Source organism: Kitasatospora sp. NPDC001309 (genome assembly GCF_042896295.1).
GTDB lineage: Bacteria > Actinomycetota > Actinomycetes > Streptomycetales > Streptomycetaceae > Kitasatospora.
The window spans coordinates 41038-67009 of sequence record NZ_JBIAXC010000018.1 but is presented as its reverse complement, the minus strand read 5'-3'; the positions used below and the strand labels follow the sequence as shown (position 1 = coordinate 67009).

19 protein-coding genes, 1 tRNA gene, 1 other RNA gene and 1 riboswitch are annotated in these 25972 nt (G+C 73.3%); of the genes, 3 read left to right on the top strand and 18 right to left on the bottom strand.

Annotation, left to right across the window (positions count from 1 at the left end; all coding sequences use genetic code 11):
* Positions 1 to 57: 57 nt before the first annotated feature.
* From ACFY2K_RS19635 to ACFY2K_RS19625, 3 genes are read right to left on the bottom strand one after another with little or no spacing between them, the layout of a single operon-like run.
* On the bottom strand, positions 58 to 2607 hold the full coding sequence (locus tag ACFY2K_RS19635) for a rhomboid family intramembrane serine protease (protein ID WP_387712794.1): 2550 nt from the start codon (positions 2605 to 2607) through the stop codon (positions 58 to 60).
* Entirely contained in the window at positions 2604 to 3920 is a 1317-nt protein-coding gene (locus tag ACFY2K_RS19630; RefSeq protein WP_387712791.1) for an alpha/beta hydrolase, read from the bottom strand. The genes ACFY2K_RS19635 and ACFY2K_RS19630 overlap by 4 nt, the downstream gene beginning before the upstream one ends.
* Positions 3917 to 4558 (bottom strand): class F sortase, encoded by a 642-nt coding sequence (locus ACFY2K_RS19625; protein ID WP_380522510.1) that lies wholly within the window; start codon positions 4556 to 4558, stop codon positions 3917 to 3919. Before ACFY2K_RS19625 ends, ACFY2K_RS19630 begins: the two co-directional genes overlap by 4 nt.
* Positions 4559 to 5001: 443 nt before the next feature.
* Between ACFY2K_RS19625 and ACFY2K_RS19620 the strand changes: the two genes are divergently transcribed.
* The gene (locus ACFY2K_RS19620) at positions 5002 to 6309 is read left to right on the top strand and encodes a hypothetical protein (RefSeq protein WP_375883014.1); all 1308 of its coding nucleotides are present in this window, start codon (positions 5002 to 5004) and stop codon (positions 6307 to 6309) included.
* Positions 6310 to 6316: 7 nt separating this feature from the next.
* Here the strand turns inward: ACFY2K_RS19620 and ACFY2K_RS19615 are convergent, their stop codons facing one another.
* Together ACFY2K_RS19615 and ACFY2K_RS19610 are read right to left on the bottom strand one after the other, a co-directional pair.
* Positions 6317 to 7756 (bottom strand): MFS transporter, encoded by a 1440-nt coding sequence (locus ACFY2K_RS19615; RefSeq protein WP_375883011.1) that lies wholly within the window; start codon positions 7754 to 7756, stop codon positions 6317 to 6319.
* A 96-nt stretch (positions 7757 to 7852) separates the two neighbouring features.
* Complete coding sequence (locus ACFY2K_RS19610; RefSeq protein WP_375883009.1) at positions 7853 to 8167, bottom strand: DMT family transporter; 315 nt, start codon at positions 8165 to 8167, stop codon at positions 7853 to 7855.
* Positions 8168 to 8211: 44 nt separating this feature from the next.
* Positions 8212 to 8280: riboswitch (guanidine-III (ykkC-III) riboswitch) on the bottom strand.
* A gap of 80 nt (positions 8281 to 8360) precedes the next feature.
* Here ACFY2K_RS19610 and ACFY2K_RS19605 point away from each other — a divergent pair.
* A tRNA-Cys gene (locus tag ACFY2K_RS19605) sits at positions 8361 to 8432 on the top strand.
* 156 nt (positions 8433 to 8588) lie between these two features.
* On the opposite strand, the gene ACFY2K_RS19600 is transcribed toward ACFY2K_RS19605, so the two are convergent.
* The 6 genes from ACFY2K_RS19600 to ACFY2K_RS19575 form a co-directional block, all read right to left on the bottom strand.
* Complete coding sequence (locus ACFY2K_RS19600) at positions 8589 to 10919, bottom strand: xanthine dehydrogenase family protein molybdopterin-binding subunit (RefSeq protein ID WP_380522508.1); 2331 nt, start codon at positions 10917 to 10919, stop codon at positions 8589 to 8591.
* Complete coding sequence (locus tag ACFY2K_RS19595; RefSeq protein WP_387712786.1) at positions 10916 to 12118, bottom strand: 2Fe-2S iron-sulfur cluster-binding protein; 1203 nt, start codon at positions 12116 to 12118, stop codon at positions 10916 to 10918. The genes ACFY2K_RS19600 and ACFY2K_RS19595 overlap by 4 nt, the downstream gene beginning before the upstream one ends.
* A complete protein-coding gene (locus ACFY2K_RS19590; RefSeq protein WP_375883450.1) occupies positions 12115 to 12981 on the bottom strand; it encodes an FAD binding domain-containing protein in 867 nt (288 codons plus the stop codon). The genes ACFY2K_RS19595 and ACFY2K_RS19590 overlap by 4 nt, the downstream gene beginning before the upstream one ends.
* Positions 12982 to 13305: 324 nt before the next feature.
* Positions 13306 to 14916 carry a beta-N-acetylhexosaminidase gene (locus ACFY2K_RS19585; protein WP_387712783.1) on the bottom strand — a complete coding sequence of 537 codons (1611 nt, stop codon included), beginning with the start codon at positions 14914 to 14916 and terminating at the stop codon, positions 13306 to 13308.
* Between the two features lie 91 nt (positions 14917 to 15007).
* A complete protein-coding gene (locus ACFY2K_RS19580; protein WP_360239079.1) occupies positions 15008 to 15292 on the bottom strand; it encodes a DUF3039 domain-containing protein in 285 nt (94 codons plus the stop codon).
* A gap of 109 nt (positions 15293 to 15401) precedes the next feature.
* On the bottom strand, positions 15402 to 15995 hold the full coding sequence (locus ACFY2K_RS19575; RefSeq protein WP_375883000.1) for a YqgE/AlgH family protein: 594 nt from the start codon (positions 15993 to 15995) through the stop codon (positions 15402 to 15404).
* Between the two features lie 299 nt (positions 15996 to 16294).
* Between ACFY2K_RS19575 and murA the strand changes: the two genes are divergently transcribed.
* Positions 16295 to 17635, top strand: coding sequence for a UDP-N-acetylglucosamine 1-carboxyvinyltransferase (murA, locus tag ACFY2K_RS19570; protein WP_375882997.1), 1341 nt, complete (start codon positions 16295 to 16297; stop codon positions 17633 to 17635).
* Between the two features lie 70 nt (positions 17636 to 17705).
* Here murA and ACFY2K_RS19565 read toward each other — a convergent pair whose 3' ends face one another.
* The 7 genes from ACFY2K_RS19565 to ftsX form a co-directional block, all read right to left on the bottom strand.
* Positions 17706 to 17987 (bottom strand): HU family DNA-binding protein, encoded by a 282-nt coding sequence (locus ACFY2K_RS19565; RefSeq protein WP_030059737.1) that lies wholly within the window; start codon positions 17985 to 17987, stop codon positions 17706 to 17708.
* A 532-nt stretch (positions 17988 to 18519) separates the two neighbouring features.
* Entirely contained in the window at positions 18520 to 19992 is a 1473-nt protein-coding gene (locus tag ACFY2K_RS19560) for an NAD-dependent malic enzyme (RefSeq protein WP_375882994.1), read from the bottom strand.
* A gap of 348 nt (positions 19993 to 20340) precedes the next feature.
* The gene (locus tag ACFY2K_RS19555) at positions 20341 to 22644 is read right to left on the bottom strand and encodes a HelD family protein (RefSeq protein WP_375882992.1); all 2304 of its coding nucleotides are present in this window, start codon (positions 22642 to 22644) and stop codon (positions 20341 to 20343) included.
* A 152-nt stretch (positions 22645 to 22796) separates the two neighbouring features.
* Positions 22797 to 23178: a transfer-messenger RNA gene (ssrA, locus tag ACFY2K_RS19550) on the bottom strand.
* A gap of 86 nt (positions 23179 to 23264) precedes the next feature.
* On the bottom strand, positions 23265 to 23741 hold the full coding sequence (smpB, locus tag ACFY2K_RS19545; protein ID WP_350504740.1) for an SsrA-binding protein SmpB: 477 nt from the start codon (positions 23739 to 23741) through the stop codon (positions 23265 to 23267).
* Between the two features lie 63 nt (positions 23742 to 23804).
* Positions 23805 to 24941 carry a S41 family peptidase gene (locus tag ACFY2K_RS19540; RefSeq protein WP_375882990.1) on the bottom strand — a complete coding sequence of 379 codons (1137 nt, stop codon included), beginning with the start codon at positions 24939 to 24941 and terminating at the stop codon, positions 23805 to 23807.
* Positions 24942 to 25054: 113 nt separating this feature from the next.
* Positions 25055 to 25966, bottom strand: coding sequence for a permease-like cell division protein FtsX (gene ftsX / locus ACFY2K_RS19535; RefSeq protein ID WP_350504738.1), 912 nt, complete (start codon positions 25964 to 25966; stop codon positions 25055 to 25057).
* Between the last annotated feature and the right edge of the window lie 6 nt (positions 25967 to 25972).

Sequence of the window (25972 nt, the reverse complement as noted above, 5' to 3'; positions counted from 1 at the left end):
GCCGGGGCCGGGGCCGGGGCCGGGGCCGCCGCACGCCCGAGCACCGGTCCGGCCGGTTCAGCCGGACAGCTTGCGCATCAGCCGGACCCCCTGCGCCGCCGTGAGGTGCGGCAGATAGGCCTTGCCGATCGCCCTCGTGATGCCGGGCAGCGCGGCCGGGTCGGGGTACGCCATGTACATCGGCCGGTACTCCGGCTGGAACTTCGCCTTGAACGCCAGCAGCGAGCGGAACCCGTACACCGGCTCCAGCACCCGGCCCATCCAGTCCAGCATCCGCTGCAGGCCGGCGGGCTCCTCGTCCTGCCGGGCGCGGGCCAGCGGTGCCCCCGACAGCGAGAGGAAGCGGGCGCCCTCGCCCTTGAAGCCGAGCGCGGCCGAGGCGATCAGGAACTCGTTCACGCCGCGGAAGCCGTCCGAGCGCCGCCGCATGAAGTCGAGCGTCCAGCCGACCGGCACGCCGTCCTCGTGCACCGGCATCCAGCTGGTGAGCCCGTGCACCACCCGGTCCTGGTCCACCGCGATCAGCACCCGCACGTCCGGGTCGTCCAGCTCCTCCAGCCCGCCGAGCGTGAAGCCCATCTCGGGCAGGCCCTTCTCGGAGACCCACTCCTCGGAGATGGCCCGGATCTGGTCGCGCAGCGCGAGCGGCGCCTCCTGGTAGGTCCACCACTCCGCGGTGATGCCCTGCTTCCCGGCCTTGTTCAGGGCGGTGCGGATGTCCTGCCACTTGCGGCCGGTGAAGGCCAGTTCGGGCAGCGGCACCACGGTGTCCTCGGCGACCTGCACCGAGCGCCAGCCCAGCTGCGCGGCCGCCGCCCTGGTCTCGGCGCAGACGCTGTAGAAGCACGGCGTCCAGCCGCGGGCGTCGCAGTAGCGGGCGAATCCGGCCACCGCCCGGGCCCGCGCCTCCGGGGCGCCGAACGGGTCGCCGGTGGTCAGCGCCACGGTGCCGACCACCCGGTAGGCGACGGCCGCGCGGCCCTGCTCGTCGAACCAGTAGTGGTTGCCCTCCCAGGTGGTGATGAAGGACAGCGTCCCGCCGCCGTGCTCGGCGAGCAGCGCCCGGGCCCGGGCGGCCGCCGCCGTGTCGGTGCGCAGCACCGGACGGCGGAACGCCGACAGCAGCGCGAGCAGCGCGACGACCCAGAACGCCGGCCCGCAGTACGTCTCCAGGAACAGCGCCATCGGGCCGACGGCTATCGGGTAGTCCGGCAGCAGGTCGTTGTAGGCGGGCGGCAGGAACTGGGCGGGCAGCCCGTTCACCAGTCCGCGCACGCCCGCGCCCGGCTCGAACTGCCCGGCCACCAGTCGCCCGACGCCCACGTAGGTGGCCGCGGCGACCAGCGCGGCCCCGCCGACCACGACGGCCAGCCGGCGCACCGCCCGGCCGGTCAGCCGCAGCCGGAACCGCTGCCGGGTGGCCAGCAGCAGCACGGTGGTCAGCAGCGGCAGCAGCATCGCCTCGACGAAGTACTGCACCGCGTCCCCGCTGACCGGCCCGGCCTCGAAGTACAGCCAGGCCAGCAGCGCGGCCCAGAGCACCTCGGTGACGACGCTGATCCGCCAGGCGAACCGCAGGCCCCGGCGCAGCCCCTCGGCGAGCACCAGCAGCAGGGCCGGGAAGAGCGCGGCCATCAGCCGGGCGGGGGTGTCGAATATCCGCTCGACGGCGTGCGCCCGGGCGCAGTCGTGCGCCGAGGCGGCGCAGAAGTCGGCCACCTCCTCGGGGCTGAGCCGGTGCGAGAGGTACAGCTCGGAGAAGGTGTTGAACGGACCGCTGGCGTTGTCGTACAGCGAGGCGATCAGCGGCCCGCAGGCGGCGGCGACCAGGCAGAGCGCGACCAGCACCCGGGTCTCGCCGTGCGAGGAGCGGTGGGTGCGCAGGTACGGCCGGCCGCGGCTGAGCAGGGCGCCCAGGCCGAGGCCGAACAGCGCGCCGGCGCAGCGCTGGACGCTCTGCAGGTGCCCCACGTACAGGGTCATGACCAGCGGGACGAGCAGCACCAGCAGGTGCAGCCGGCGGCGCCAGAGCACGGTGAGCCGGTAGCCGAGCACCCCGGCCAGGGCGAACAGGCCGACGGCGGGCCCGACCGAGGTCTGGTCGGCCACCGAGGCGGTCCACTGCTCCCCCGCCGAGGAGCCGAACGCGACCAGCCCGGTGCCCAGCAGGGTGCCGGCCACCTGCCCGCCGACCAGCAGCGTGAGGGTGCGCAGCCGGCCGAACCGGCGCTCGGCGGCCGGGCCGACCAGGAGCAGCAGCAGGCTGGTGAAGACGTACGAGCCGATGCCCGTGGAGAAGGACAGCGAGCTGACCGGCGTCCACCAGCGGCCCTCGCCGAGGGTGGGCAGGCCGACGCCGACCCGGGCGAGCAGCCGCCCGGACGGACCGCCGGACAGACTGCCGGTCGCCGCGCCGAGGGCCCAGAACCCGGCCAGCAGCGCCAGGGTCAGCGGCGCCGAGCGCAGCCGGTCGCCGAGCATCCGGACGGCCCGGCGGATCCGCTGCGGCCCGACCTCCCGCGTCGGGGTGACCGGGGCCAGGTGGGCGTCCGGTTCGGCCGCCGTGGCCGACGGCGGTGCGGTCGGCCGCGCGAGCAATCGGGTCACCGGATCAGTCCCGTCTGTTGGGCGAGCCAGGGCAGGTTCTGCTCCAGGGCCTTTCGGAACACCACCCAGCTGTGCCAGCCCGGGATGGTCTGGAAACCGACCTTCATCCCGGCCTCCTGCGCGGCCGCGTGGATCTTCTCCTGGCCCGGCCGGAACCACGGGTCGTCGGCGCCGACCACGATCATGCCGGCGGTGTCGGGGAACTTCTTGCGGGCCATCACGTGCACCGGGTCGACGGCGGCGAAGGCCGCTTCGTCGCCGTCGAAGGCCTTGTCCACGGTCTCCTGGTGGGTGCCCAAGGTCGGCTCCTCCTGTCCGGAGATGTCCAGGAAGGTCCCGTACACCTCGGGCGCGTTGACGGCCAGTTGCAGCGCGCACGTCCCGCCGAGCGAGAGCCCGCCGATGGCGAGGGCGCCGCGGCCGGTGGCGGTCTGCAGGTTGTGGTGGATCCAGTTCGGGACGTCGACGGCCAGGTAGGTCTGCGACTTGGCGATCTGGGAGTCCATGCAGAGCGGATTGGCGAAGTTGCCGCCGGTCTGGTCGGCGACCAGCACGATCGGCGCGAGGCCCTGGTGCCGGGCCGCGAAGTCGTCCAGGGTCTGCCGGACGGCTCCGGAGTTCACCCAGTCCTCGGGCCCGCCGGGCTGGCCGGCCAGCAGGACGACCACGGGCAGCAGCGGCCGGGGAGTGGCCCGGTAGGCGGGCGGTAGGTAGACGTACCCGGGGCGTGCGGAGAAGCCCGACGCGGTGCCGGGGACGGTCACGGTGGAGAGGGTGCCCTTGGCCGGCAGGCCGGGCGGCGCGTGCCAGACCTCGGCGAGCGGGCGGTCGGACCCGCCCTGCACGGTGGCGGCCACCTTGCCGGTGGCCAGTTCGTCGGTGTGCGGGGCCAGCATGGCCCGGGCGGTCGGGTACTGGTCGAAGCCCCGGTTGATCTGTGACGCGGCCATCAGCACCACCAGGACCACGCCGCCGACCGCGAAGCACCGGCCGCGCACGGTCAACAGCGACGCGCGGAAGCAGAGCAGGGCCGTGCCGAACAGGCCGACGGCTGTCCAGCGCAGCACGAAGTCCGGGGTGCCCTCGGGGAACGGGTGCCACCAGTCGTCGACGACGATCTTCACCAGGACGGTCAGCACGGCGCCGAGCGCCAGGGCGCCGAGCATGCGCGGGGCGCGCCACCGCCGGTGCCTGGAGAACGCCAGCAGGGCCAGCGCCGCCCAGCCGGCCAGCAGGACGGCTTGCGGGACGGGGCCGTGGGTGAGCGGCCAGTCGATCGGGTTCCAGCGGGTGGCGAGGGTGAGCGTGGTCATGCGGCTTTGCCCGGCGGTGTGGTGTCGGCCAGGAATCCGTAGGCGACGACGTTTCCCTCGTAGCCGTGTTCCTCGCTGTACGCGCCGCCGCAGGTGATCACCCGCAGCTGAGCGTCGGCGGCCTGGCGGTAGACCCGGTCGTCCGGGAAGTCCTTTCGGTCGTGCACTTCGATGGCGTACAGCTGGTAGACGGCGGTGGCGCCGTCGGCGCGGGCGATCTCGATCCGGTCGCCCCGGTGGAGTGCTCCCAGGTGGTAGAAGACGGCCGGTCCGGCCTTGTTGTCGACGTGGCCCGCCAGGATGGCGGTGCCGCGCTGGCCGGGGGTGGCGCCGCCGCGGTACCAGCCCGCGAGGTTGCGGTCGGCCGCGGGCGGGGCCTGGAGGTGGCCGTCGGGGTCCAGTCCCAGCTCGGTGACGGGGGCGTCCAGGCGGACGGCCGGGATGCGGATCCGGGTCGGGGCGGACGGGCCGAGCGGGGGGACGACGGAGACCGGGGCGAAGCCCGACAGCGCCTGTCCGCTCGGCAGCGGCGGCAGCACGGGCGCGCCGCCCCCGTGCAGCAGCCAGGCCCCGAGCACCAGGGCGGCGCCGGCCGCCAGGGTGCCCGGCCAGGGGCTCGTGCTCTGCTGGACGCCCACGGGTGCTCCCTTCTGCCGGCCCGGATCCCATTCCTGAGAGTTTGCTGGGAACTCATTCAATCGGATCGGACCCTAAGGCACGTCCCCACGACGGTCGTATCCGCACCCGCCGATCGGCAGGGATGACGGCTCCGGACCTGCACGGAGTGGGTGGGCGGCCACGGTACGTGACGTTCCGCTTCCGCGTCCGGGGGCGGCGCTCCCACCCGTACGAACACCTTCGACGTTTCGGCCCGCCGTTTCGGTTGCGTCAATCGGGCGATCGATCACGACCGTTCGCTGCGCCTCTACGACCGTTCCGGCCCACATGCCATCCTGACCCGGTCACGGGCTCCACCCCCTCCGGGCCGACCGGACCTCCGCGCGCCGCACGCACCCCGAACGCACCCCGCGCGCCTGCCGGACTCCGCCCGCCCGTCGAACACCTCACGAACGGAGTGACCATGGACGCGCTCTCCCGCCGAACCCTGCTGGCCGCCGGAGCGGCCGGCGCCGCCACCCTGGCGGCGGGCTGCGGCAGCGACCGGGCCGGCGGGGGCGGGGAGCACGCGGCCGGCGGCGCGGCCCCGGCCACCCCGGCGTCCGAGGGGCAGAGCGCCACCCCCGCCGCGGTCCCGCAGAAGCCGCAGGCCGTCCTGCTCGGCGACGGTTCCACCTCGGACACCGGCCCCCAGCCCCACCAGCCCGTCCCGGACCGGCTCCAGCCCGGCCAGCGGCCCCCGCAGTTCGTGGTCTTCTCCTGGGACGGCGCCGGCGAGCTCGACAACGGGCTGTTCGCGCGCTTCCGCCGGCTGGCCCAGGAGCACAACGCCTCGATGACCTTCTTCCTCAGCGGGCTCTACCTGCTGCCGGAGTCCAAGAAGGACCTGTACCGCCCGCCGCAGCACAAGGTCGGCGCCTCCGAGATCGGCTACCTGAGCGACCAGCACATCCACGACACCCTGGAGAACGTGCACGCCGCCTGGCTGGAGGGCCACGAGATCGGCACCCACTTCAACGGCCACTTCTGCGGCCCCACCGGCGTCAGCGCGTGGTCCCCGGAGGAGTGGGAGAGCGAGATCCAGCAGGCGATGGAGTTCGTGACGAGCTGGCGCACCAACACCGGCTTCACCGACCTGCCGGCCCTGCCCTTCGACTACCGCAAGGAGCTGATCGGCAGCCGCACCCCCTGCCTGGAGGGCCAGCGCAACCTGCTGCCCACCGCCGTCAAGCGCGGCTGGCGCTACGACAGCAGCGGCAACGGCACCCAGGTCTGGCCGCAGAAGATCCAGGGCGGCGCGCTCTGGGACCTCCCGCTGCAGTCCATCCCCTTCCCCGGGCACACCTTCCAGGTGCTGTCGATGGACTACAACATCATGTTCAACCAGTGCGGCCCCAACACCAAGGCCGACCCGGCGCTCTACCCGGGCTTCCAGGCCCAGGCCCGGGACTCCTACCTGATGGGCTTCGACCGCACCTACAACAGCAACCGTGCGCCGTACATCATCGGCAACCACTTCGAGGAGTGGAACGGCGGCATCTACATGAACGCCGTCGAGGACGTGCTCAAGTCGATCGCGGGCAAGCCCGAGGTGCGGCTGGTCTCCTTCCGCCAACTGGTCGACTGGCTGGACGCCCAGGACCCGGCGGTGCTGCGCAAGCTCCAGGGCCTCGGCCCGGGCCAGTCCCCGGCCGGCGGCTGGGAGGCCTTCCTCGGCACCCCGGCCGCGCCGCCGGCCGCCTCCCCCTCCCCCACCGCCGCCGCGTCCTGACCCCGGGTCAGGCCCGGACCCGCACCCGCCCGGCGAGCAGCGCCCCCAGCGCCGCCACCGCGGCCATCACCAGCAGGATCACCGCGAAGGCGCCGGGCGAGCCGTCGGCCCCGGCGCCCTCGTGCGCCGCGGCCAGTGACCCGCCGCCCAGCGCCGCGAACAGCACCCCGGCCAGACCGGTCAGCAGCACGTTGCCCAGGGCGTCGCTCATCTGCAGCGCGGCCGAGTTGGCCCCGGCGTCCTCGGGCGCGGAGAGCTTCATCATCAGCACGCTGACGCTCGCGACCGTCAGCCCCATCCCGATGCCGCCGACGCCCCAGGCCACCGAGGCCACCCAGGCCGGGACCGCCGGGACCAGCACCAGCGCGGCGGCCGCGATCGCCACCGCCGTCAGCACGAAGCCGCCCCGGATCATCGCCTCGCGGTACCGCTCGGCCCCCGGGCGGCCCTGCAGCCAGGAGCCCAGCGCCCAGGTCAGCCCGCCGCTGGTCAGGGTGAGCCCGGACAGGGTCGGCGAGAGGCCGCGCTCGGTGGTCATCATCAGCGGGACGAAGGCCTCGGCGCCGAGGAACGCCCCCGCCGCCAGCCCGCGCAGCAGGATCACCGTCGGCAGCCCGCGCCCGGCCCGCAGGGTCCGCTTCGGCAGCAGTCCCAGCACGGCCGGGGCCAGCAGCGCCGCACCGGCGACGCCGGGGAGCAGCCCGACCAGGTCCCGGCGCTGGCCGGCGTACTGCAGCAGGCCGGCGCCGACCGCCGCCATCGCGGCCAGCAGGGTGCGGCGGCGGTCGAAGTCGGCGCCCTTGAGCACCGGGTGGTCCCGCTCGGAGCGGGCCAGCGCCGGGCCCATCACCGCCAGCGGCAGCAGGATCAGCACCGGCACCGCCAGGAAGACCCAGCGCCAGCCGAGGTGCTGGGTGACGGCCCCGGAGACCAGCGGCCCGACGATCGAGGGCAGCACCCAGGCCGAGGAGAAGGCGGCGAACACCGCCGGCCGCAGGCGCTCCGGGTAGGCCCGGCCGACCACCACGTACAGCGCGACGATCACCAGCCCGCCGCCCAGCCCCTGGATCGCCCGCCCGGCCACGAACACCCACATGCCCGGCGCCGTCCCGGCCACCACCAGGCCCGCGCCGAACACCGCGATGCCGGTGAACAGCGGCTGGAGCGGGCCGCGCCGGTCGCACCACTGGCCGGAGACGACCAGGGCGAACAGCGTGGTGGTGAAGTAACCGGAGAAGGCGAAGGCGTACAGCCCCAGGCCGTCCAGCTGCCGGGCCGCGGTCGGCATCGCGGTGTTGACGGCGGTCGCCTCGAAGGCGATCACCAGCACGACCGACACGATCCCGAGCGTCAGGGCCCGGAAGCGGCCGCTCATGACCCCGCCCCCGGGGTCAGCTCCGGAGGGTATCGAGGGGGAGTCGACCGAGGTGGGGGAGGCAGTGGTCATACGTAACATCGTAAGAGCCGTCCGCGTCCTTGACTCCTGACCGGAGTCCCTGACCGGGTCCGTCGCAGGGCCTAGGACCGGCCCCGGGGGCAGGCGTCAGTGCAGCACCTTGAGCCCCACCACGCCGCAGACGATCAGCAGCAGGCAGCCGATCCGGGCCATGGTCACCGCGTCGCCCAGGACGGCCATGCCGTAGACCGCGGTGCCGACCGCGCCGATGCCGACCCAGACCGCGTAGCCGGTGCCGATCGGGATGGTGCGCATCGCGTACGCCAGCCCGCCCATGCTGAACAGCAGCGCGACGCCGAAGACGAGGCTGGGAACGAGGCGGGAGAAGCCCTTGGACGATTCCAGGGCCACTGCCCAGACGGTCTCCAGGAGACCCGAGACGATCAGAACGAGCCAAGCCATGACGGCCGTACCTCCGCAGTCCACAGCGGCCGGATTGCCGCTGAACTGCGCCGTCTTGTCGTCACCGGGTACGACGCGCTCGTCCGGGGTGGCGGGGAATCAACCACCTGCTCCGACCGTAGCACACATTGCCACACAGAATTTACACAACATCATTGACCCCATTCGGCCGGTCCGCCATCCTGAATTCACTGGCCGTGTGCCCGAGTGGCTCAGGGAATCGTCTGCAAAGCGATGTACGCGGGTTCAATTCCCGCCACGGCCTCGAAAGGGGAATTGCCGGTCGACCGAAGTCGACCGGCAATTCCGCATTTCCCGTTCCGTTTCCGGCCGACCCGACGGCCCGGCCCGACGACCCGACCCGACGCCCCGACCCGACGGGCACCCGCGGCGGCGGGGCCCGACGGCCGCGGGCGCCGGCTCAGGCCGTGACGGCGTCCTCCGGGCGGATCGGCAGCCGGCCCACCGGCAGCCCGGTGGCGGCCCGGACGGCGGCGGCGACCGCCGAGGGGGCGACCACCGCGGGCACCGCGCTGACCGCCTTGGCCCCGAAGGTGGCGACCACGTCCCGCTCCTCCAGCAGCGCGGCGATCCGCACCTCGGGAGTGTCCAGCGAGGTCGGCAGCCGGTAGCCGGTGAGCGAGGGGTTGGTCATCACCCCGCCCGAGGTCTGGAGGTCCTCCATCAGCGCCAGTCCCACGCCGTGGGCCACGCCCGCCTCGATCCGGTCCTCGATCTGGCGCGGGTTCAGCGCCCGGCCGACGTCCTGGGCGACGGTCATCTCGACCACCCGGACGGCCCCCAGCTCGATGTCCACGTCCACCACCGCGCGCATCGCGCAGAAGGAGATGGAGACGAAGGCGTCGCCGTGTCCGGACTCGTCCAGCGGCTCGGTCGGGTGCGGGCGGCACTGCGCGGTGGCCCAGAGCTCCTTGCCCTCCAGCGCCTCCGCGACCGGCATGCCGAGCACCCCGTCGTAGGAGGTGATCTTGCCGTCGGCGATCTGCAGCAGCTCCACCGACATCCCGAAGTCGGCCGCGATCGGCTGCAGCAGCTGGTGGCGGACCATCAGCGCGGCCCGCTCGACCGCCCCGCCGGAGACCCAGGTGTGCCGGCCCCGGGCGGAGGGCCCGGCGATCGACTGGTCGCTGTCGGCCGGCGCGATGTAGACCTCGCTGACGCCCAGCACCGTCTGCACGATCTGCCGGGCCAGCGTGGCGAAGCCCTGCCCGGCGTCGACGGCCGCGCAGATCACCGTGGCGTGGTCACCGCTGACCCGCACGGTGGCGGTGGAGACCTCGTCCTCGCCCTCGGCGCCCAGCATGTGCACCATGCCGACGGCGTAGCCGATCCCGCGCCGCACCGCGGCCGGGTCCCCGGCCCCGCCGGGACCGCCGGGCAGCAGCCACTCGGCGTCCGGGTCGTCCACCGGCAGGGCCGGCAGCGGCTCGGCGGCCACCGCGTCCAGCAGCGCCTTCACCGGGGCGGGGCAGGTGACGGCCTGTCCGGTGGGCAGCGGGTCGCCGGTGGACATCGCGTTGCGGCGGCGGATCTCCACCGGGTCCACGCCCACCCGGGCGGCCAGCTGGTCCAGCTGCGACTCGTACGCGAAGCAGGCCTGGAGCGCGCCCTCGCCGCGCATCCGCCCGGCCGGCGGGTTGTTGGTGCGCACCGCCCAGGCGTCCACGAACACGTTGGGGCAGACGTACGGGCCGACCGAGAAGGCCGTCGCGGCGGCCAGCGCCTCGGCGGAGACGTCGGCGTAGGCGCCGCCGTCCAGCAGGATCTGCGCCTCCACCTTCACCAGGGTGCCGTCGGCGTCGGCGTGGTGGCGGTAGCGCAGCAGCGCGGGGTGGCGCGAGGTGTGGGTGTGGAAGGACTCCTCGCGGGTGAGGGTCATCTTCACCGGGCGGCCGGTGCGCAGCGCCAGCAGCGCCAGGGTGACCTGGAAGGAGAGGTCCTCGCGGTCGGTGGTGGCGCCGGGCACGCCGGTGACCACCAGGCGGACCCGGTCCGGCTCCAGGCCGAGGCAGGCGGCGGTGCGGTCGCGGTCGCCGTGCGGGTCGGTGGAGGACAGGTGCAGCTCGACGCCGCCGTCCGGGCGCGGCACGGCCAGCCCGGCCTCGGCGCCGAGCGGGGCCGGGTCCTGCCGGCCGACCTGGTAGAGGCCCTCGACGATGATCTCGCCGGCCGCGTCCGGGTCCCCGGTGCGCAGCGGCAGGTGGCGGAACAGGTTGCCGTCCGGGTGCAGCGCCGGAGCGGTGAAGGCCTGCTCGGGGTCGGTGACCGCCTCCAGCGGCTCGTAGTCGACCGCGATCAGGCCGACGGCCAGCCGGGCGGTGTCGGGGTGGTCGGCGGCGACCGCGGCGATCGGCTCGCCGTGGTGGCGCACCACGCCGGCGGCCAGCACCGGGCGGTCGGAGACGATCGGGCCGGCCGGGGCGCCGTCCGGCAGGCCGTCCGGGCCGGGCGGCAGGTCGGCGGCGGTGACCACGGCGTGCACCCCGGGCAGGGCGAGCGCGGCCGAGGTGTCGATGCCGCGGATCCGGGCGTGCGGGTGCGGCGAGCGCAGCACCGCGCCCCACAGCAGCCCCTCGGCCCAGAGGTCGGCCGCGTACGGGTAGATGCCGAGCGCCTTGGGCAGCGCGTCGCTGCGCAGCGGGGAGCTGCCCAGGCCGAAGGGCTCCGGTCCGGCGCCGCCCTCGCCGCCGTCCTGCTGGAGTGCTGCGCCGATGTCGGTAGGCGACGTCATGATGCGTGGTCGTCCTCGGGGAGCCGGATGCCGTGGGCGGGGGTGGCGCCGTAGGGGACGCCGGTGGTCGGGACGCCGGCCTCGGCCGGGGTCCCGTGCGGGTCCGCGTACGGGGTGCCGTGCGGGGGCGTGCCGTCGTGGACGGCGCCCGGCAGCGGGGTGCCGTGCGCGGGGGTGGGCTCGTAGACCGGGGCGTCGTAGCCGGTGTCGTAGCCGGTGTGCTGCTGGTGGCCGTCCGGGTAGCCGGCCGGCACGTAGGTGCCGTGCGCGGGGGTGGCCTGGTAGGGCTGCTCGGGGTAGCCCTGCGGGTAGTACACCTGGTCGCCGACGGCCTGGGCGGGGATGCCGGGCTGCATCCCGGTCAGCGCGGAGGTGTCGTACACGCCGGTGTCGTAGCCGCCGTCGCCGTACGGCTGCTCGGCGGGGGCCTGGGCCGGCTGCGGGGCCTGGGCCTGGGCGGGCACCGGGGCGGGGGCCGGTTCGACGGGCGGCTGCGGGACGTGCTCGATCCAGGCCTCGGAGTCGGCGTAGACCGGCGGTTCGACGGCCGGCTCCGGCTCGACGGCGGCGGCCGGGGCGCCGGTCCCGGCGGCCGGGGCCGCGGTGCTCCCCTCGGCGGCCGCGGCGGCGGCCTCCTCGGCCTCCTCGACCTCCAGCGCGCGGGCGTCCGCGACGGTCTGGACGGCGGCCAGCACTCCGCGGTAGCCGGTGCAGCGGCACAGGTTGCCGCACAGCGCCTGCCGGGCCTCGACCTCGGTGGGCCGGTGGTTGCGCTGGAGCAGGTCGTGCACGGCCATCGCCATGCCGGGGGTGCAGTAGCCGCACTGCACGGCGCCGGAGGCGGCCAGCGCCCGCTGGACGTCGCTCGCGCCGCCGCCGGCCGACAGGCCCTCGACGGTGTTGATCTCGCTGTCGGCGGCCAGCGCGGCGGGCACCAGGCAGCCGGCCACCAGCTGGCCGTCCACCTGCACCGAGCAGGCCCCGCACTCGCCCTGCTCGCAGCCGTCCTTGGCGCCGGCCAGGCCGAGCCGCTCGCGCAGCACGTAGAGCAGGCTCTCGCCGATCCAGGCGTCGGTGACGGGCCGTTCGAAACCGTTGACCCGCAGCGTGTAGGAGGCGCACGGGCGCAGCTCCCGGCTGACCTGCGGGGTGAGGCCGAGCGGGTCGGCGTCGAGGGTCTCCATGGGGTCTGTGGTCACTTCAGCGCCCTTCCCAGTGCCCGTCGGGCCAGCACCGATACGGTACGCCGCAGCCGGACGGCGGCCGCGGTCGGCCCCTCGGTCGCGGCCTCCCAGGCCCCTTCGGCACCGTAGTTGTCGGGGACGCAGGCGGCGGCGACGTACTCGCCGAAGGCGGCGCCCGCGGCCGGGTCGATCTCCCGGCTGCCGTCCCAGTCGATGCAGCCGGCCACCCAGGCCTCGGCCTCCAGCGGGCGCAGCGGCACCGGGGCGACGGCCCCGACGGCGCAGCGCACGGCGCGCCGGGCCGGGTCGAGGACGAGTGCGACGGAGGCGGTGGCACGGGCCGGGCCGCTGCGGCCGGTGGCCTTGAGGAAGACCTGCGGCGCGTGCAGCAGCGGGACCCGCACCCAGGTGAGCAGTTCGCCGGGGCGCACCGGGTCGAGTCCGGTGAGCAGGTGACTGACCGGCACCTCGCGGCTGCCGCCGGCCCGGGCGAGGGTGACGCTGGCCTCCAGGGCGGCGAGCACCGGGAGGGTGTCGCCGGCCGGGGCGGCGGTGACGATGTTGCCGCCGAGGGTGCCGACGTTGCGGACCTGCGGCGGGCCGGCGGTGCGGGCGGCGTCGGCGAGGGCGGGGATGAGCGCGGCGAAGTCGGGGCGGTCCATCCGGGCGTGGGTGAGTCCGGCGCCGAGCACCGCGGTGCCGCCGTCCTCGTAGCGCCAGCCGCGCAGTTCGGTGATCCGGCCGAGGCCGACCAGGGCGGCGGGGCGCAGCCGTCCGGCGTTGACGGCTTCCATGAGGTCGGTGGCTCCGGCCACCGGTACCGCGGCCGGGGCGGCGGCCAACGCGTCGACGGCCTCGTCGAGCGAGGCCGGCAGCATGATCGTCCGGTTCACCTGGGTCCCACCGTGCTCCACTTGCTCATCGATCGTCTGCCGCCCGCGGCCGTGGCCGCACTGCACTGTCCGCGTCAGCAGCCCGGCCTGGCCGTAGGGTACGGGCGATCGGGCCGGGTTGGGCAACTCTGGCACACAATGCTCGATGATCATTTCGGGACCGGTGAACGGGACTGCCCGATTGGGACGGATACCGGGCGGTATCTGCCCCGACCCGAACGGGACCGGGGCAGATGTTCATCTCTTCTTGACGTCAGATGACCGTCCATAAGTTCCCGACGAACACATCGGCGCACCGCCCGCACCGCCTCAGCGCACCGGCGGCGGCCCCTCGATCGGCCGCCCCGCCACCCCGGGCCGGCGCTGCCAGGGGTGCGGCCCGTCGGCCGGGCGGTACTCGACGCCCAGCGCGTCCAGCACCGCCAGGTGGCCCCGCAGCCGCCGCTCGAAGCCGGCGTAGTCGCGCTCGGCGGGCACGGCGGGCAGCGCGGACCAGGCGACCTCGGCGAAGGCGACCAGTCGGGGGAAGGCCCGGTAGTCGATGTCCCGGGCGCTGTCCATGAACTCGCTCCACAGGTTGGCCTGGGTGCCGATGACGTGCCGGGCGGCCTCCCCGTCCAGCTGCTCGGGGACGGGCTCGAAGCGGTAGACGTCCTCCAGCGTGCGCACGAAGCCGACCGGGACCGGCTCGTCCGGCCCGTCCGCCTGCCGGTGGTCGAAGTAGACGTGCTGCTCGGGGCACATCACCACGTCGTGCCCGGCCTTCGCGGCCGCGATCCCGCCGCCGAAGCCGCGCCAGGAGGAGACCGCCGCGCCCGGGGCGAGGCCCCCCTCCAGGATCTCGTCCCAGCCGATCAGCCGGCGGCCGCGCTCGGCCAGCCAGCGGTCGAAGTGCCGGATGAGGTGGCTCTGCAGCTCGTCCTCGTTGGCCAGGCCCAGCTCGCGGATCCGGGCCTGGGCGGCGGCGCTGTCCTTCCACTGCTCCTTGGGGCACTCGTCGCCGCCGAGGTGGACGAACTCGGACGGGAACAGTTCCAGGACCTCCTCCAGCACCCCCTCGAAGAAGCGCAGGGTCTCCTCGGAGGCGTTGAGCACGTGGTGGCTCACCCCCCAGTCGGTCCAGACGCCGAGCGCGGCGGTGTCCACCACGTCGGTGTTGCCCAGCTCGGGGTAGGCGGCGACGGCGGCCTGGGTGTGGCCGGGCAGGTCGATCTCCGGGACGACGGTGACCCCGCGCGCGGCCGCGTAGGCGACGATCTCGCGCAGGTCGTCCTGGGTGTAGTAGCCGCCGTGCGGGCGGTCGTCCCGGCGCTGCGCGGACCGGTAGCCGACCATCGAGCGCTCCCGCCAGGCGCCGCGCTCCGTCAGCCGCGGGTAGCGCTTGATCTCCACCCGCCAGCCCTGGTCGTCGGTGAGGTGCAGGTGCAGCACGTTGAGCTTGTGCGCGGCCAGCAGGTCGACGAAGCGCAGCAGGTCGGACTTGGGCAGGAAGTGCCGGGCGACGTCCAGCAGCGCGCCGCGCCAGCCGAACCGGGGTTCGTCCGCGATGTCCGCGCCGGGCAGCACCCAGCCCTCGGCGCGCAGCGGCGAGCGGCGGTAGGCGTCCGGCCCGAGCAGCTGCCGCAGGGTCTGGGCCGCCCACAGGGCGCCGGCCGGCCCGCCGGCGGTGAGCAGGGCGTGGCCGGGGCGCACCGCGATCCGGTACGCCTCGGCGGCCAGGGTGTCGTCCAGGACCAGCTCGATGCCCGTGCCCGGCCGGCCCGGACCGAGCGGCAGCCCGGTGGCGGCGGACAGCGTGCCGCGCAGCCAGCGCTCGGCGTCGGCCAGTACGGGCGGTGCGGTCAGCGTGGTGGCGGCGTCGAGCGGGAAGTCCCCGTCCGGGCGCCGGACGGCACTCGAAGGTGCGGGAATGAGGTCCATTCCGACATCCTGCCCAGGCCCCGAACGATTGGCATAGACCACCTGGGAAACGCGGTGCTATGCAAAACGGCGTCCTGCAGACGGCGGCGGACTACTTGCCGCCGTTGTCCCCGTCGCCGCCCTGCGGCTTGCCGATGCCGTCGTAGATCTCCTTGCACATCGGGCAGACCGGGTACTTCTTCGGGTCGCGCCCGGGCACCCACACCTTGCCGCACAACGCCACCACCGGGGACCCGGAGAGCGCGCTCTCCATGATCTTGTCCTTCTGGACGTAGTGCGCGAAGCGCTCGTGGTCGCCGTCCCCGTGGGACACCTGGGGGACGGGCTCGACCAGGGTGCCGGTGCCGAGGCCGCGCTCGGGCTCAAGAGTGCTCATGGGTGCCAAGTCTATGGGCGCCCCGGGAAACCGGGCCAGTGTCACGCGGCGGCCCGGGTTCCCCGGGCCTCGACACGGGGCCGGACGGGCCGGACGGGCCGGACACGCCCTAGTTCATCGTCGGGTCGTCCGGGTAGGTCGCCAGCAGGGCCAGCGGGCTGCGCTGGCGGCGCAGCACCGAGCGCCACAGCCGTTCCGGCTCCGGGCTGGAGACGTCCCCCGGCTCGCAGTCCACCAGGTACCAGGCGCCGCTCCCCAGCTCCGACTCCAGCTGGCCCGGCGACCAGCCCGCGTACCCGGCGAAGATCCGCAGGCTGCCCAGCTCCCCGGCCAGCACCTCCGGCGGCGCCTCCAGGTCGACCAGGCCGATCGCGCCGTGCACCCGGCGCCAGCCGAGCGGCTCCCCGGTGCCCGGCTCCCCCGGCGCGACGGCCAGGCCGAGCGCCGAGTCCAGCGCCACCGGCCCGCCCTGGAACACCACCGCGGGCTGCCCGACGAGTCTGCCCCAGCCGTCCAGCACACTGCCCACCTCGACCGGCGTCGGCCGGTTGAGCACCACGCCGAGCGCCCCCTCGGCGTCGTGGTCGAGGAGCAGCACCACCGCCCGGGCGAAGTTCGGGTCGGTGAGCATGGGCGTCGCGACGAGCAGACGGCCGGTGTGGGACCGGCCTCCGTGCGAATGGGCCGCCGTCATGCCACACATGATCCCGCAGAACGGCACCGGCCGGACACCGCAACACCCGAAACCCCGCCACGCCGGACGAGCACCCGTACGGCCGAACCGGCGGGCGGGAGCCGGGCCGGAGAGAGCACCATCACGGGAGAGGCAAACGGGAACCATCGGGACGCCCACTACCATCTACGGATGGTGGACGCCCCTCTACGGTGCCGACTCGGATTCTCCGGGGGCCCGAACGCGCCCGTACGCCTGTACCACCGGTCCACCAGCGGTTCCGTGACGGAACCGTTCCCACTCCTCTGGCACCCCGGATTGCGAGAACGATGACCGACGACGTCCTGCTGGTCCACGGCGGAAACCCGCTCGAAGGCGAGATCCGCGTCCGCGGTGCGAAGAACCTGGTCCCCAAGGCCATGGTCGCCGCCCTCCTCGGCCAGGGCCCCAGCAGACTGCGCAACGTCCCGGACATCCGCGACGTCAAGGTGGTCCGCGGCCTGTTGCAGCTGCACGGCGTGACCGTGCGCACCGGCGACGAGGACGGCGAGCTGATCCTCGACCCCTCGCACGTCGAGAGCGCCAACGTCGCCGACATCGACGCCCACGCGGGCTCCTCGCGGATCCCGATCCTGTTCTGCGGCCCGCTGCTGCACCGCCTCGGCCACGCCTTCATCCCGGGCCTGGGCGGCTGCGACATCGGCGGCCGGCCGGTCGACTTCCACTTCGAGGTGCTGCGCCAGTTCGGCGCCACCATCGAGAAGCACCCGCAGGGCACCTACCTGGTGGCCCCGCAGCGGCTGCGCGGCACCAAGATCGAGCTGCCCTATCCCTCGGTCGGCGCGACCGAGCAGGTGCTGCTCACCGCCGTCCTCGCCGAGGGCGTCACCGAGCTGCGCAACGCGGCCATCGAGCCGGAGATCGTCGACCTGATCTGCGTGCTGCAGAAGATGGGCTCGATCATCACCCTGGGCACCGACCGCACCATCCTGATCACCGGTGTGGACGAGCTGAACGGCTACAACCACCGGGCCCTGCCGGACCGGCTGGAGGCCGCCTCCTGGGCCTGCGCGGCGCTGGCGACCAAGGGCGACATCTACGTCCGCGGCGCCCGCCAGCTGGAGATGATGACCTTCCTCAACACCTTCCGGAAGGTCGGCGGCGCCTTCGAGGTGGACGACGAGGGCATCCGCTTCTGGCACCCGGGCGGCGAGCTCAAGGCGATCGCCCTGGAGACCGACGTGCACCCGGGCTTCCAGACCGACTGGCAGCAGCCGCTGGTGGTCGCGCTGACCCAGGCCACCGGCCTGTCCATCGTCCACGAGACGGTGTACGAGTCGCGGCTGGGCTTCACCGGCGCGCTCAACCAGATGGGCGCGCACATCCAGCTCTACCGCGAGTGCCTGGGCGGCACCCCGTGCCGCTTCGGCGCGCGCAACTTCCTGCACTCCGCGGTGGTGTCCGGCCCGTCCAAGCTGATGGGCGCCGAGCTGGTCATCCCGGACCTGCGCGGCGGCTTCTCGTACCTGATCGCGGCGCTGGCGGCCGAGGGCACCTCGACCGTGCACGGCATCGACCTGATCAACCGCGGCTACGAGAACTTCATGGAGAAGCTGCGGGACCTCGGCGCCCACGTCGAGCTGCCCAGCGAGCAGCTGGTCGACGCGTAACGACCGCACGCACGACGAGAGGCCGGGCTCCCCGCGGGGAGCCCGGCCTCTCGGGCGTTCAAGGGGTGGTTCAGGCGCCCTTGGCGGCTTCCTTCAGCTTGGAGCCGGCGCTCACCTTGGCGCTGTAGCCGGCCGCGATCTGGATCGGCTCGCCGGTCTGCGGGTTGCGGGCGGTGCGGGCAGCGCGGTGGGTGCGCTCGAAGGTCAGGAAACCGGGGATGGTGACCTTCTCGTCGCCCTTGGCGACGACCTCGCCGACGATCTCGGCGAAGGCGGCCAGAACGGCGTCGGCGTCCTTGCGGGTCACCTCGGCGCGCTCGGACAGCGCGGCCACCAGCTCACTGCGGTTCATGTGTACTCCTGTGGTCTGTTCGCTTGCGGTGTGCGGGGGCCCATCGGTGCTCCCACCGGGGGGCACCCGGATGGGCCGCAGGTCCGCACACTGTGCTCATGCAGGCATTGCGTGGTCGCAGGCCGGGTCCGTACCCGTATGCCGCGCGCCGGAGCCGTCGAAGAGGCCCGCCGCCTGCCTGGGAACGAATCCTGCCCCGACCGGCCCCGAGAAAGCCAATCGGGCCCCGGCCGAGCCACCCGAACATCGCCCGCCCGTTGGAGGTGTGACGCTCCGTCGGCTCCGGCGGACCGGGCGCGGACGGCGGTCAGGATGACACGCCGGAAGACCAGGGGGACGTTCCGTACTTGTCGGACACGCCTGCCCCGGCCAGGGCTACCGTACGCCCTAGGCACGACAAGCCCAAACACGCCCCTCGCCCTTGTGTCGCAAGGGTTCGGGGCGCGCTTGGGCGGGTATGGCCGCTAATCGGACATTTGACCGATCGGCGACCGGCCCGCGAGCCGGGCCGTCCGGCGCCCGGCCGGGGCCGTCAGAGCTTGACGGTGGGGAAGGCCGAGGTGTCCAGCGTGCCGACGATGCCGGGGGTCGGACGGGCCGGTACGGCGGGCTCCTGGGCGTCCGCCAGGGCCGCCTCGCGCACCGCCGCGGCGACGGTCTTGGCGACGTCCTTGTGGAAGACGCTGGGGATGATGTAGTTCGCGTTCAGCTCGTCGTCGGCGACGGTGGTGGCCAGCGCGCGGGCCGCGGCGATCATCATCTCGGTGTTGACCGTGCGGCTCTGGGCGTCCAGCAGGCCGCGGAAGACACCCGGGAAGACCAGCACGTTGTTGATCTGGTTCGGGAAGTCGCTGCGGCCGGTGGCGACCACGGCGGCGGTCTGCCGGGCCACCCCGGGGTCGACCTCCGGGTCCGGGTTGGCCAGCGCGAAGACGATCGACCGCTCCGCCATGGTGGCCAGGTCGTCGCCGTCCAGGACGTTCGGGGCCGAGACGCCGATGAACACGTCCGCGCCCGCCACGGCCTCCTTGAGGCTGCCGGTGCGGCCCGAGCGGTTGGTGTGCTCGGCGATCCAGCGCAGGCTGTCGTTGAGGTCCTCACGGCCCTGGTGGACCACGCCGTGCACGTCGGCGACGGTGGCGTGCTCGACACCGGCGGCCAGCAGCAGCTTGAGGATGGCGGTGCCGGCCGCGCCGGCGCCCGACATCACCACGCGGATGTCGCCGATCTCCTTGCCGACCACCTTCAGCGCGTTGGTGAGGGCGGCCAGCACCACGATCGCGGTGCCGTGCTGGTCGTCGTGGAAGACCGGGATGTCCAGGGCCTCGCGCAGCCGGGCCTCGATCTCGAAGCAGCGCGGCGCGGAGATGTCCTCCAGGTTGATCCCGGCGAAGCCCGGGGCGATCGCCTTGACGATGGCGACGATCTCGTCGCTGTCCTGGGTGTCCAGGCAGATCGGCCAGGCGTCGATCCCGGCGAAGCGCTTGAACAGGGCCGCCTTGCCCTCCATGACGGGCAGCGCGGCCGCCGGGCCGATGTTGCCCAGGCCCAGCACCGCCGAGCCGTCGGTGACCACGGCGACGCTGTTGCGCTTGATGGTCAGGCGGCGGGCGTCCTCGGGGTTCTCGGCGATCGCCATGCAGACCCGGGCCACGCCCGGGGTGTAGATCATGCTGAGGTCGTCACGGTTGCGGATCGGCAGCTTCGAGGACATCTCGATCTTGCCGCCGAGGTGCATCAGGAAGGTGCGGTCCGAGACCTTGCCGATCGACACGCCGTCGATCGCCCGGAGCTTCTCGACGATCTCCTCGCCGTGCGCCACCGAGGAGGCCGCGACCGTCACGTCGATCCGCAGCGCCTCCAGGCCGGAGGCGGTGACGTCGAGACCGGTCACCGATCCGCCGGAGGACTCCACTGCCGTGGTGATCGCGCTGACCGCGTTGCCGCGGGCCGGGACCTCCAGTCGCACCGTGATCGAGTTGGAGACACTGGGCACCGTCGCCATCGACGCTTCCTTCTTCCGTCTGTCCCGCAGGCTCAACATTTTGTTGAAGGCATCGCCTGCGCATGCTAGACCTCGATCGTCGCACCTTCCAAGGGGTTGCCAGAAATAACGTTCATTGAGTGTGCGGATCCGACAAGCGGGCCGCGTCGCCCACAGTCTCCGGGCGCACACTCCTTGCCTCTCCCGGCCGATGCGTTACATTGGACGGGACACCGGCTCGATCCAAGCCCCCGGGCCCAACCTTCGTCCCTCAGAGGGACCACTTGCCGCGAGGCGAGCATGGCGGGTCGGTGTCGTCAACGTCCGAAGGCCCCTCACCAGCGGTGAGGGGCCTTCGTCGTGGGTGCGTCAGCCGTGCAGCAGCGCGGGCACGCCGGCCGCGTCCGGCAGGTCGTCAGGGCCGGACAGCACCGTCAGCCGCTGGGTCGCCCGGGTGAGCGCCACGTAGAGCACCCGCAGGCCCGCCTCCGACTCGCCGGCGATGCCGGTCGGGTCGGCGACCACCGTCGCGTCGTACTCCAGGCCCTTGGCCTCCAGGCTGCCCAGCACCACCGCGCGCCCGCCCAGGCCCTCGGCCCAGCCGGCCGCCTCGGCCCGGCGGTCCATCGGCACCACGATCGCCACGGTGCCGTCCACCTCGCCCAGCAGCCGCTCCAGCTCGCTCCGGGCGGCCCGGCCGAAGGCCTCCGGCGCGGGGTCGGTGACGGCCGCGAAGCGCGGCTCCACGCCGACGTGGCGCACCGCGCTCGGCGAGGGCGTGCCCGGCGCGGCCAGCGCCAGCACCTTCGCCGCGACCTCGGCGATCTCGGCCGGGTTGCGGTAGTTGACGGTCAGCGTGAAGCGGCGGCGCGGCTTGCCCGCCAGCACCTCGTCCAGCGCGGCCTGGGCCTCCTGGGGGAACGGCCAGGAGGACTGCGCCGGGTCGCCGACGATGGTCCAGGTGGCCATCCGGGAGCGCCGGCCGATCATCCGCCACTGCATCGGGGTGAGGTCCTGGGCCTCGTCCACGATCACGTGGGCGTACTCCTTGCGCTCCACCGGCTGGCGCTCGCGCTGGCGGGAGTTGCGGTCGGCGAAGGTGGTGACCTCCTCCAGGCCGCTCAGCAGGTCCACCGCGTCCACCTCGCGGACCTTCGGACGGGCCGGCTCGCCGAGCAGCACCTGCAGCTCGTCCACCAGTGCCACGTCGTGCGCGGACAGCCCGCCCTCGCCCTGCGGCGACAGGTGGCGCCAGGAGGCGGCCAGCAGCCTGGCCTCGTCCGGGGTCACGGCACGGCGGGCGATCCGGTTGGTGTGCCGGGTCTGCTTGAGCGTGCCGAGCACCCGGCGCGGGGTCAGCGCGGGCCACCAGGCGTCCAGGAAGTCCAGGAACGACGACTCGTCGGAGACGTAGTCGTCGAAGGACTCCTTCTCCTCCTGGCGCTGCTCCCGGGCGTAGTGGTCGGTGGGCTTGGGCAGGTGCCTGATCGCCTCCTGCCACAGGGCGTCCAGCAGCAGCCGGCGGGCGCGCGGGCGCAGCAGGTTCAGCGGGGTGCCGCCGGAGCCCACCACGTTGCCGCGGACGGACCTCAGCCGGCCCGCGTCCAGCTTCAGCACCTCGCCGCGGGCGACCACCTTGAGCTCCTGCGGGGCGCCCAGCTCCAGCGCCGCCCGGGCCGCCCGCCGCAGCAGGTGCACCATCCGGGCCGAGCCCTTGACCCGGGCCGCCTCCGGGGCGTCGTAGGTGTCGGCCTCGATGCCGTCCACCAGCGAGCCGACCGCGCGGATCGCGACCTGGCCCTCCTCGCCGAGCGAGGGCAGCACGCCCTCGGTGTAGGAGACCAGCAGCGCGGTGGGCGAGACCACCAGGATGCCCCCGGCGTAGCGGCGGCGGTCCTGGTAGAGCAGGTACGCGGCGCGGTGCAGGGCGACGGCGGTCTTGCCGGTGCCGGGGCCGCCGGTGACGAGGGTGGCCCCGGCCGCGGCGGCCCGGATCACCTCGTCCTGCTCCTTCTGGATCGAGGAGACGATGTCGCGCATCGAGTGGCTGCGGGCGCGGCCCAGCGAGGCCATCAGCGCGCCGTCGCCGACCACGGCCAGCTCCCGGCCGCCCAGGGTCGGGGTGAGGTCGGGGCGCAGCAGGTCGTCCTCGACGCCGATCACCTTGCGGCCCTTGGAGCGGATCACCCGGCGGCGGATCACCCGGCCGGGCTCCACCGGGGTGGCGCGGTAGAACGGCGCGGCGGCCGGGGCCCGCCAGTCGATCACCAGCGGGCCGAACTCGGCGTCCAGCACGCCCAGGCGGCCGATGTGCAGGGTCTCGGCGACGGCCGGGTCGGCCGGGTCGAGCGGGGTGTTCGAGGGGATGCCGTGTTCCTCCGGCGCGTCGGCCTGCTGGAGGTCGATCCGGCCGAAGAGGAAGTCCTCGAACTCGTTGTTGAGCCGTTGGAGGTGCGCGCCGGCCCGGTAGACCTGGGCGTCGCGCTCGGCGAGGGCGCCGGGAGTACCGACCTGGACCCGCTTGGCGGCGTCCTCCAGGATGTACTCCGCCTCGGCGAGCTTCTCCTCCAGCCGGTGGTAGACGGTGTCGAGGTGCTGCTGTTCACCGGCGATCTCACGCTCGCGGACGGTCTCGTGATCGGTGGTGGGGGTGGTGTCCGTGTTGCTCTGCATGGCCTCGGGGGTTGCGACGGAATCCGGCTCCGGAAAACGAGCGGACGGATGATCCTACGCCGCGACCCCCCGCACGCGCTGCTCCGGAACGTACAAAAATCGAAGGCCGCCCTCCGCATCAGCGGTGGACGGCCTTCGGTGTGAACATGGGGTGGTGGAGATGCCGGGAATCGAACCCGGGTCCAGTGGAGTTAATTCAGGGCTTCTCCGAGCGCAGTCCGCTGTGATTTTCTCGGCCCTGGCGGTCACACGGACAAGCCGCCAACAGGCCCAGCTGCTGTTTGATTTCCCATCCACCCTCGCAGCCCGGGCGGACGGTTGAGTTCCCTAGATTATGCCAGGGTCCGGGTCGGGAACTCCCCGGTCTGACACCCAAGCGCTATCGGTGCTTATTAGGCAGCGAGAGCGAACTGCTGGGAATCGCGCTTAGAGTTGGCGATTATTTTTTTGCGACACGTGGTTAACGAGATCATTGCCGCGTTCCTCGGCTCGCTTCCCCTGTTTCAACATCCCCTGTCGAAACCGATCATCCCCATGTTTTGTTGAGAAACAGCTCGGACGGTGACCGTCCGTGTTGCTGACGCCATAGTACGCGAGGCGACGGGCGAGGGTCCAGCGGATTAACCCTGGCGCCGCCGGGCCGCCGCCACCGCGCGGGCCGTCTCGCGGGTGTCCTGCTTCTCCCGCAGCGTCTGGCGCTTGTCGTACAGCTTCTTGCCGACCGCCAGCGCGAGTTCGAGCTTGACCCGGCCGTCCTTGAAGTACAGGGACAGCGGGACCAGGGTGTGGCCCGCGTCGCGGACCTTGGTCTCGATCTTCTGGATCTCCATCCTGTGCAGCAGCAGCTTGCGCTTGCGCCGGGCCGCGTGGTTGGTCCACGTCCCCTGGGTGTACTCGGGGATGAAGACGTTGTCGATCCAGGCCTCGCGGTTCTGGATGTAGGCGTAGCCGTCGACCAGGTTGGCCCGCCCCTCGCGCAGCGACTTGACCTCGGTGCCGGTGAGCACGAGGCCGCACTCGTAGGTGTCGAGGATCGTGTACTCGTGTCGCGCCTTCTTGTTCTGCGCGATCAGCTTGTGTCCGGTTTCCTTTGCCATAGCGCGGCCATTCTCGCACTTCGACGCCGGATCGGGCAGCCGCTTTACCGCCGGGCGGCCGGGTCAGGACCGGGTGCCGAGCCCGGCCAGGACGCGCAGGGCGAGCGCGTCGGCGTCCTCGCCCGCGGCGGCCGGGACGTCCGGGGTCAGGCCGGTGCCGTCCAGGGAGCGTCCGGCCGGGGTGTAGTAGCGGCCGACGGTCAGCTCCAGCACCGCGCCGTCGGCGAGCCGGCTGGGCTGCTGGACGGTGCCCTTGCCGAAGGTCCGGGAGCCCACCACCACGGCGCGGCTGCGGTCCTGGAGGGCCCCGGCGAGCAGTTCGGCGGCGCTCATCGTGCCGCCGTCCACCAGCACCACCAGCGGGCTGCGCCGGTCGCCGCCGGGTGGGGCGGTCAACTCCCGCTTCTCGCCGCGCTCCTGGTAGGAGCCGACGGCGCCGCCGTCCAGGAAGCTCCCGGCGGTGCCGACGGCCTCGTCCAGCAGCCCGCCGGAGTTGCCGCGCAGGTCGAGCACCACCCCGGCGTGCGGGGCGCGCAGCGCGGCGCGCACCTGGTCGGCCACGCCGCTGGTGAAGCCCCGGACGGTGATCCGCAGCACGCCCTTGTCCAGGTGCTCCGCGGTGACCTGCCGGCTGTCCAGCAGCACCCGCCGCAGCCGCAGTTCGCGCACCTCGCCGCCGTCGCGCTGGACGGCCAGGGTGACCTCGGAGCCGGCCCGGCGCTCGTCGCCCTGCCCGCGCAGCCGGGCGACCACCTCGGTGACCGGCAGCCGGTCGGCCTGGTCCCGGTCGATCCGCAGCAGCCGGTCGCCGGGGGCGATCCCGGCCTCGGCGGCCGGTCCGGCCGGGGTGACCTGGGAGACCGAGGTGACGCCGTCCTCGCCGCGGCCGACCGACAGCCCGACCCCGGGGTAGCGGCCGTCCAGGCCCTGGCTGAACTCGGCGTACTCCTGGGCGCTGTAGTACGCGCCCCAGCGGTCGCCGCCGGCCGCCAGCAGGTGCTCGGCCTGCTGCTCGGACAGCGCGGCGCCCGCCGGGTCCGCCGGGAGCCCGGCGGCGGCCGGGGCGAGGTCGGCGGAGGCCCGGCGCGGCGGGTCGCCCGGGCCGTCCCAGGCGCCGGTCGCGGCGCCGCCCAGCAGCACGGCACCGAACACCAGGCTGAGCGCGGCCACCTGACGTGCCCTGCGCGGAGTTTGCAGCATGGCAACGGAGTGTAGACACCGCTCCGCGCGCGACGGGCCGGAACGGCGGAGCGCGGAACGGCGACGGCCCCGTACGGCGCAGTGCCGTACGGGGCCGAAGCGACTTCCGGGGGTCAGACCTTGAGGTACTTGCGCAGCGTGAAGAACGCCGCGATGCCGGCCATGCCCATACCGACCACGACCAGCAGCGGGATCACCGCCAGCACCGAGCCGAGGCCGATGAAGTGGATGAACTGCACCCGGTCGGCCAGCCAGCCCTGGACGAAGAAGTGCCCGCCGACCAGCAGGCCGGAGGCCAGCGCCGCGCCGAGCAGCGCGGAGAACGCGGCCTCGGCGATGAACGGCATCTGGACGTAGAAGTTCGAGGCACCGACCAGGCGCATGATGCCGGTCTCGCGCCGCCTGCTGTACGCCGACACCCGGACGGTGTTGACGATCAGCAGCAACGCGACGAACAGCATCAGCACCATGATCACGAACGCCGCCGTCTGCAGGCCGTTGAGCAGACCGAACAGGTTCTCCAGGATCTTCCGCTGGTCCTCGACCGACTTGACGCCGGGCTTGCCCGCGAAGGCGCTCTGGATGACGTCGTACTTGGTCGGGTCGTTGAGCTTGACCCGCCAGGACTGCGGCATGGCGTCCGGGCCCAGGACGGAGATGAGCGGATTGTCCGGGTTCATGTCCTTCCAGTGCTTGTACGCCTCCGCGGAGCTCTCGTACGTGGACGACTGGACCACCGAACTCATCTTGTCCAACTGGTCCTTGATGTCCTGGACCTGCTGGTCGGTGGCCGCACCCTTGTCGCACTGGGGCGAGTTGCGGGCATCCGCCTTGGTACAGAAGTAGATGCTCACCTCGACCTTGTCGTACCAGTACCCCTTCATGGAGTTCACCTGGTCGCGGACCAGGAGCGAGGAACCGGCGAGGGCGAGGGAGAGCGCGACGCTGACCACGACCGCGATGGTCATGGTCAGATTGCGTCGGAGACCCACACCGATCTCCGACAGGACGAACTGGGCACGCATGCGGGA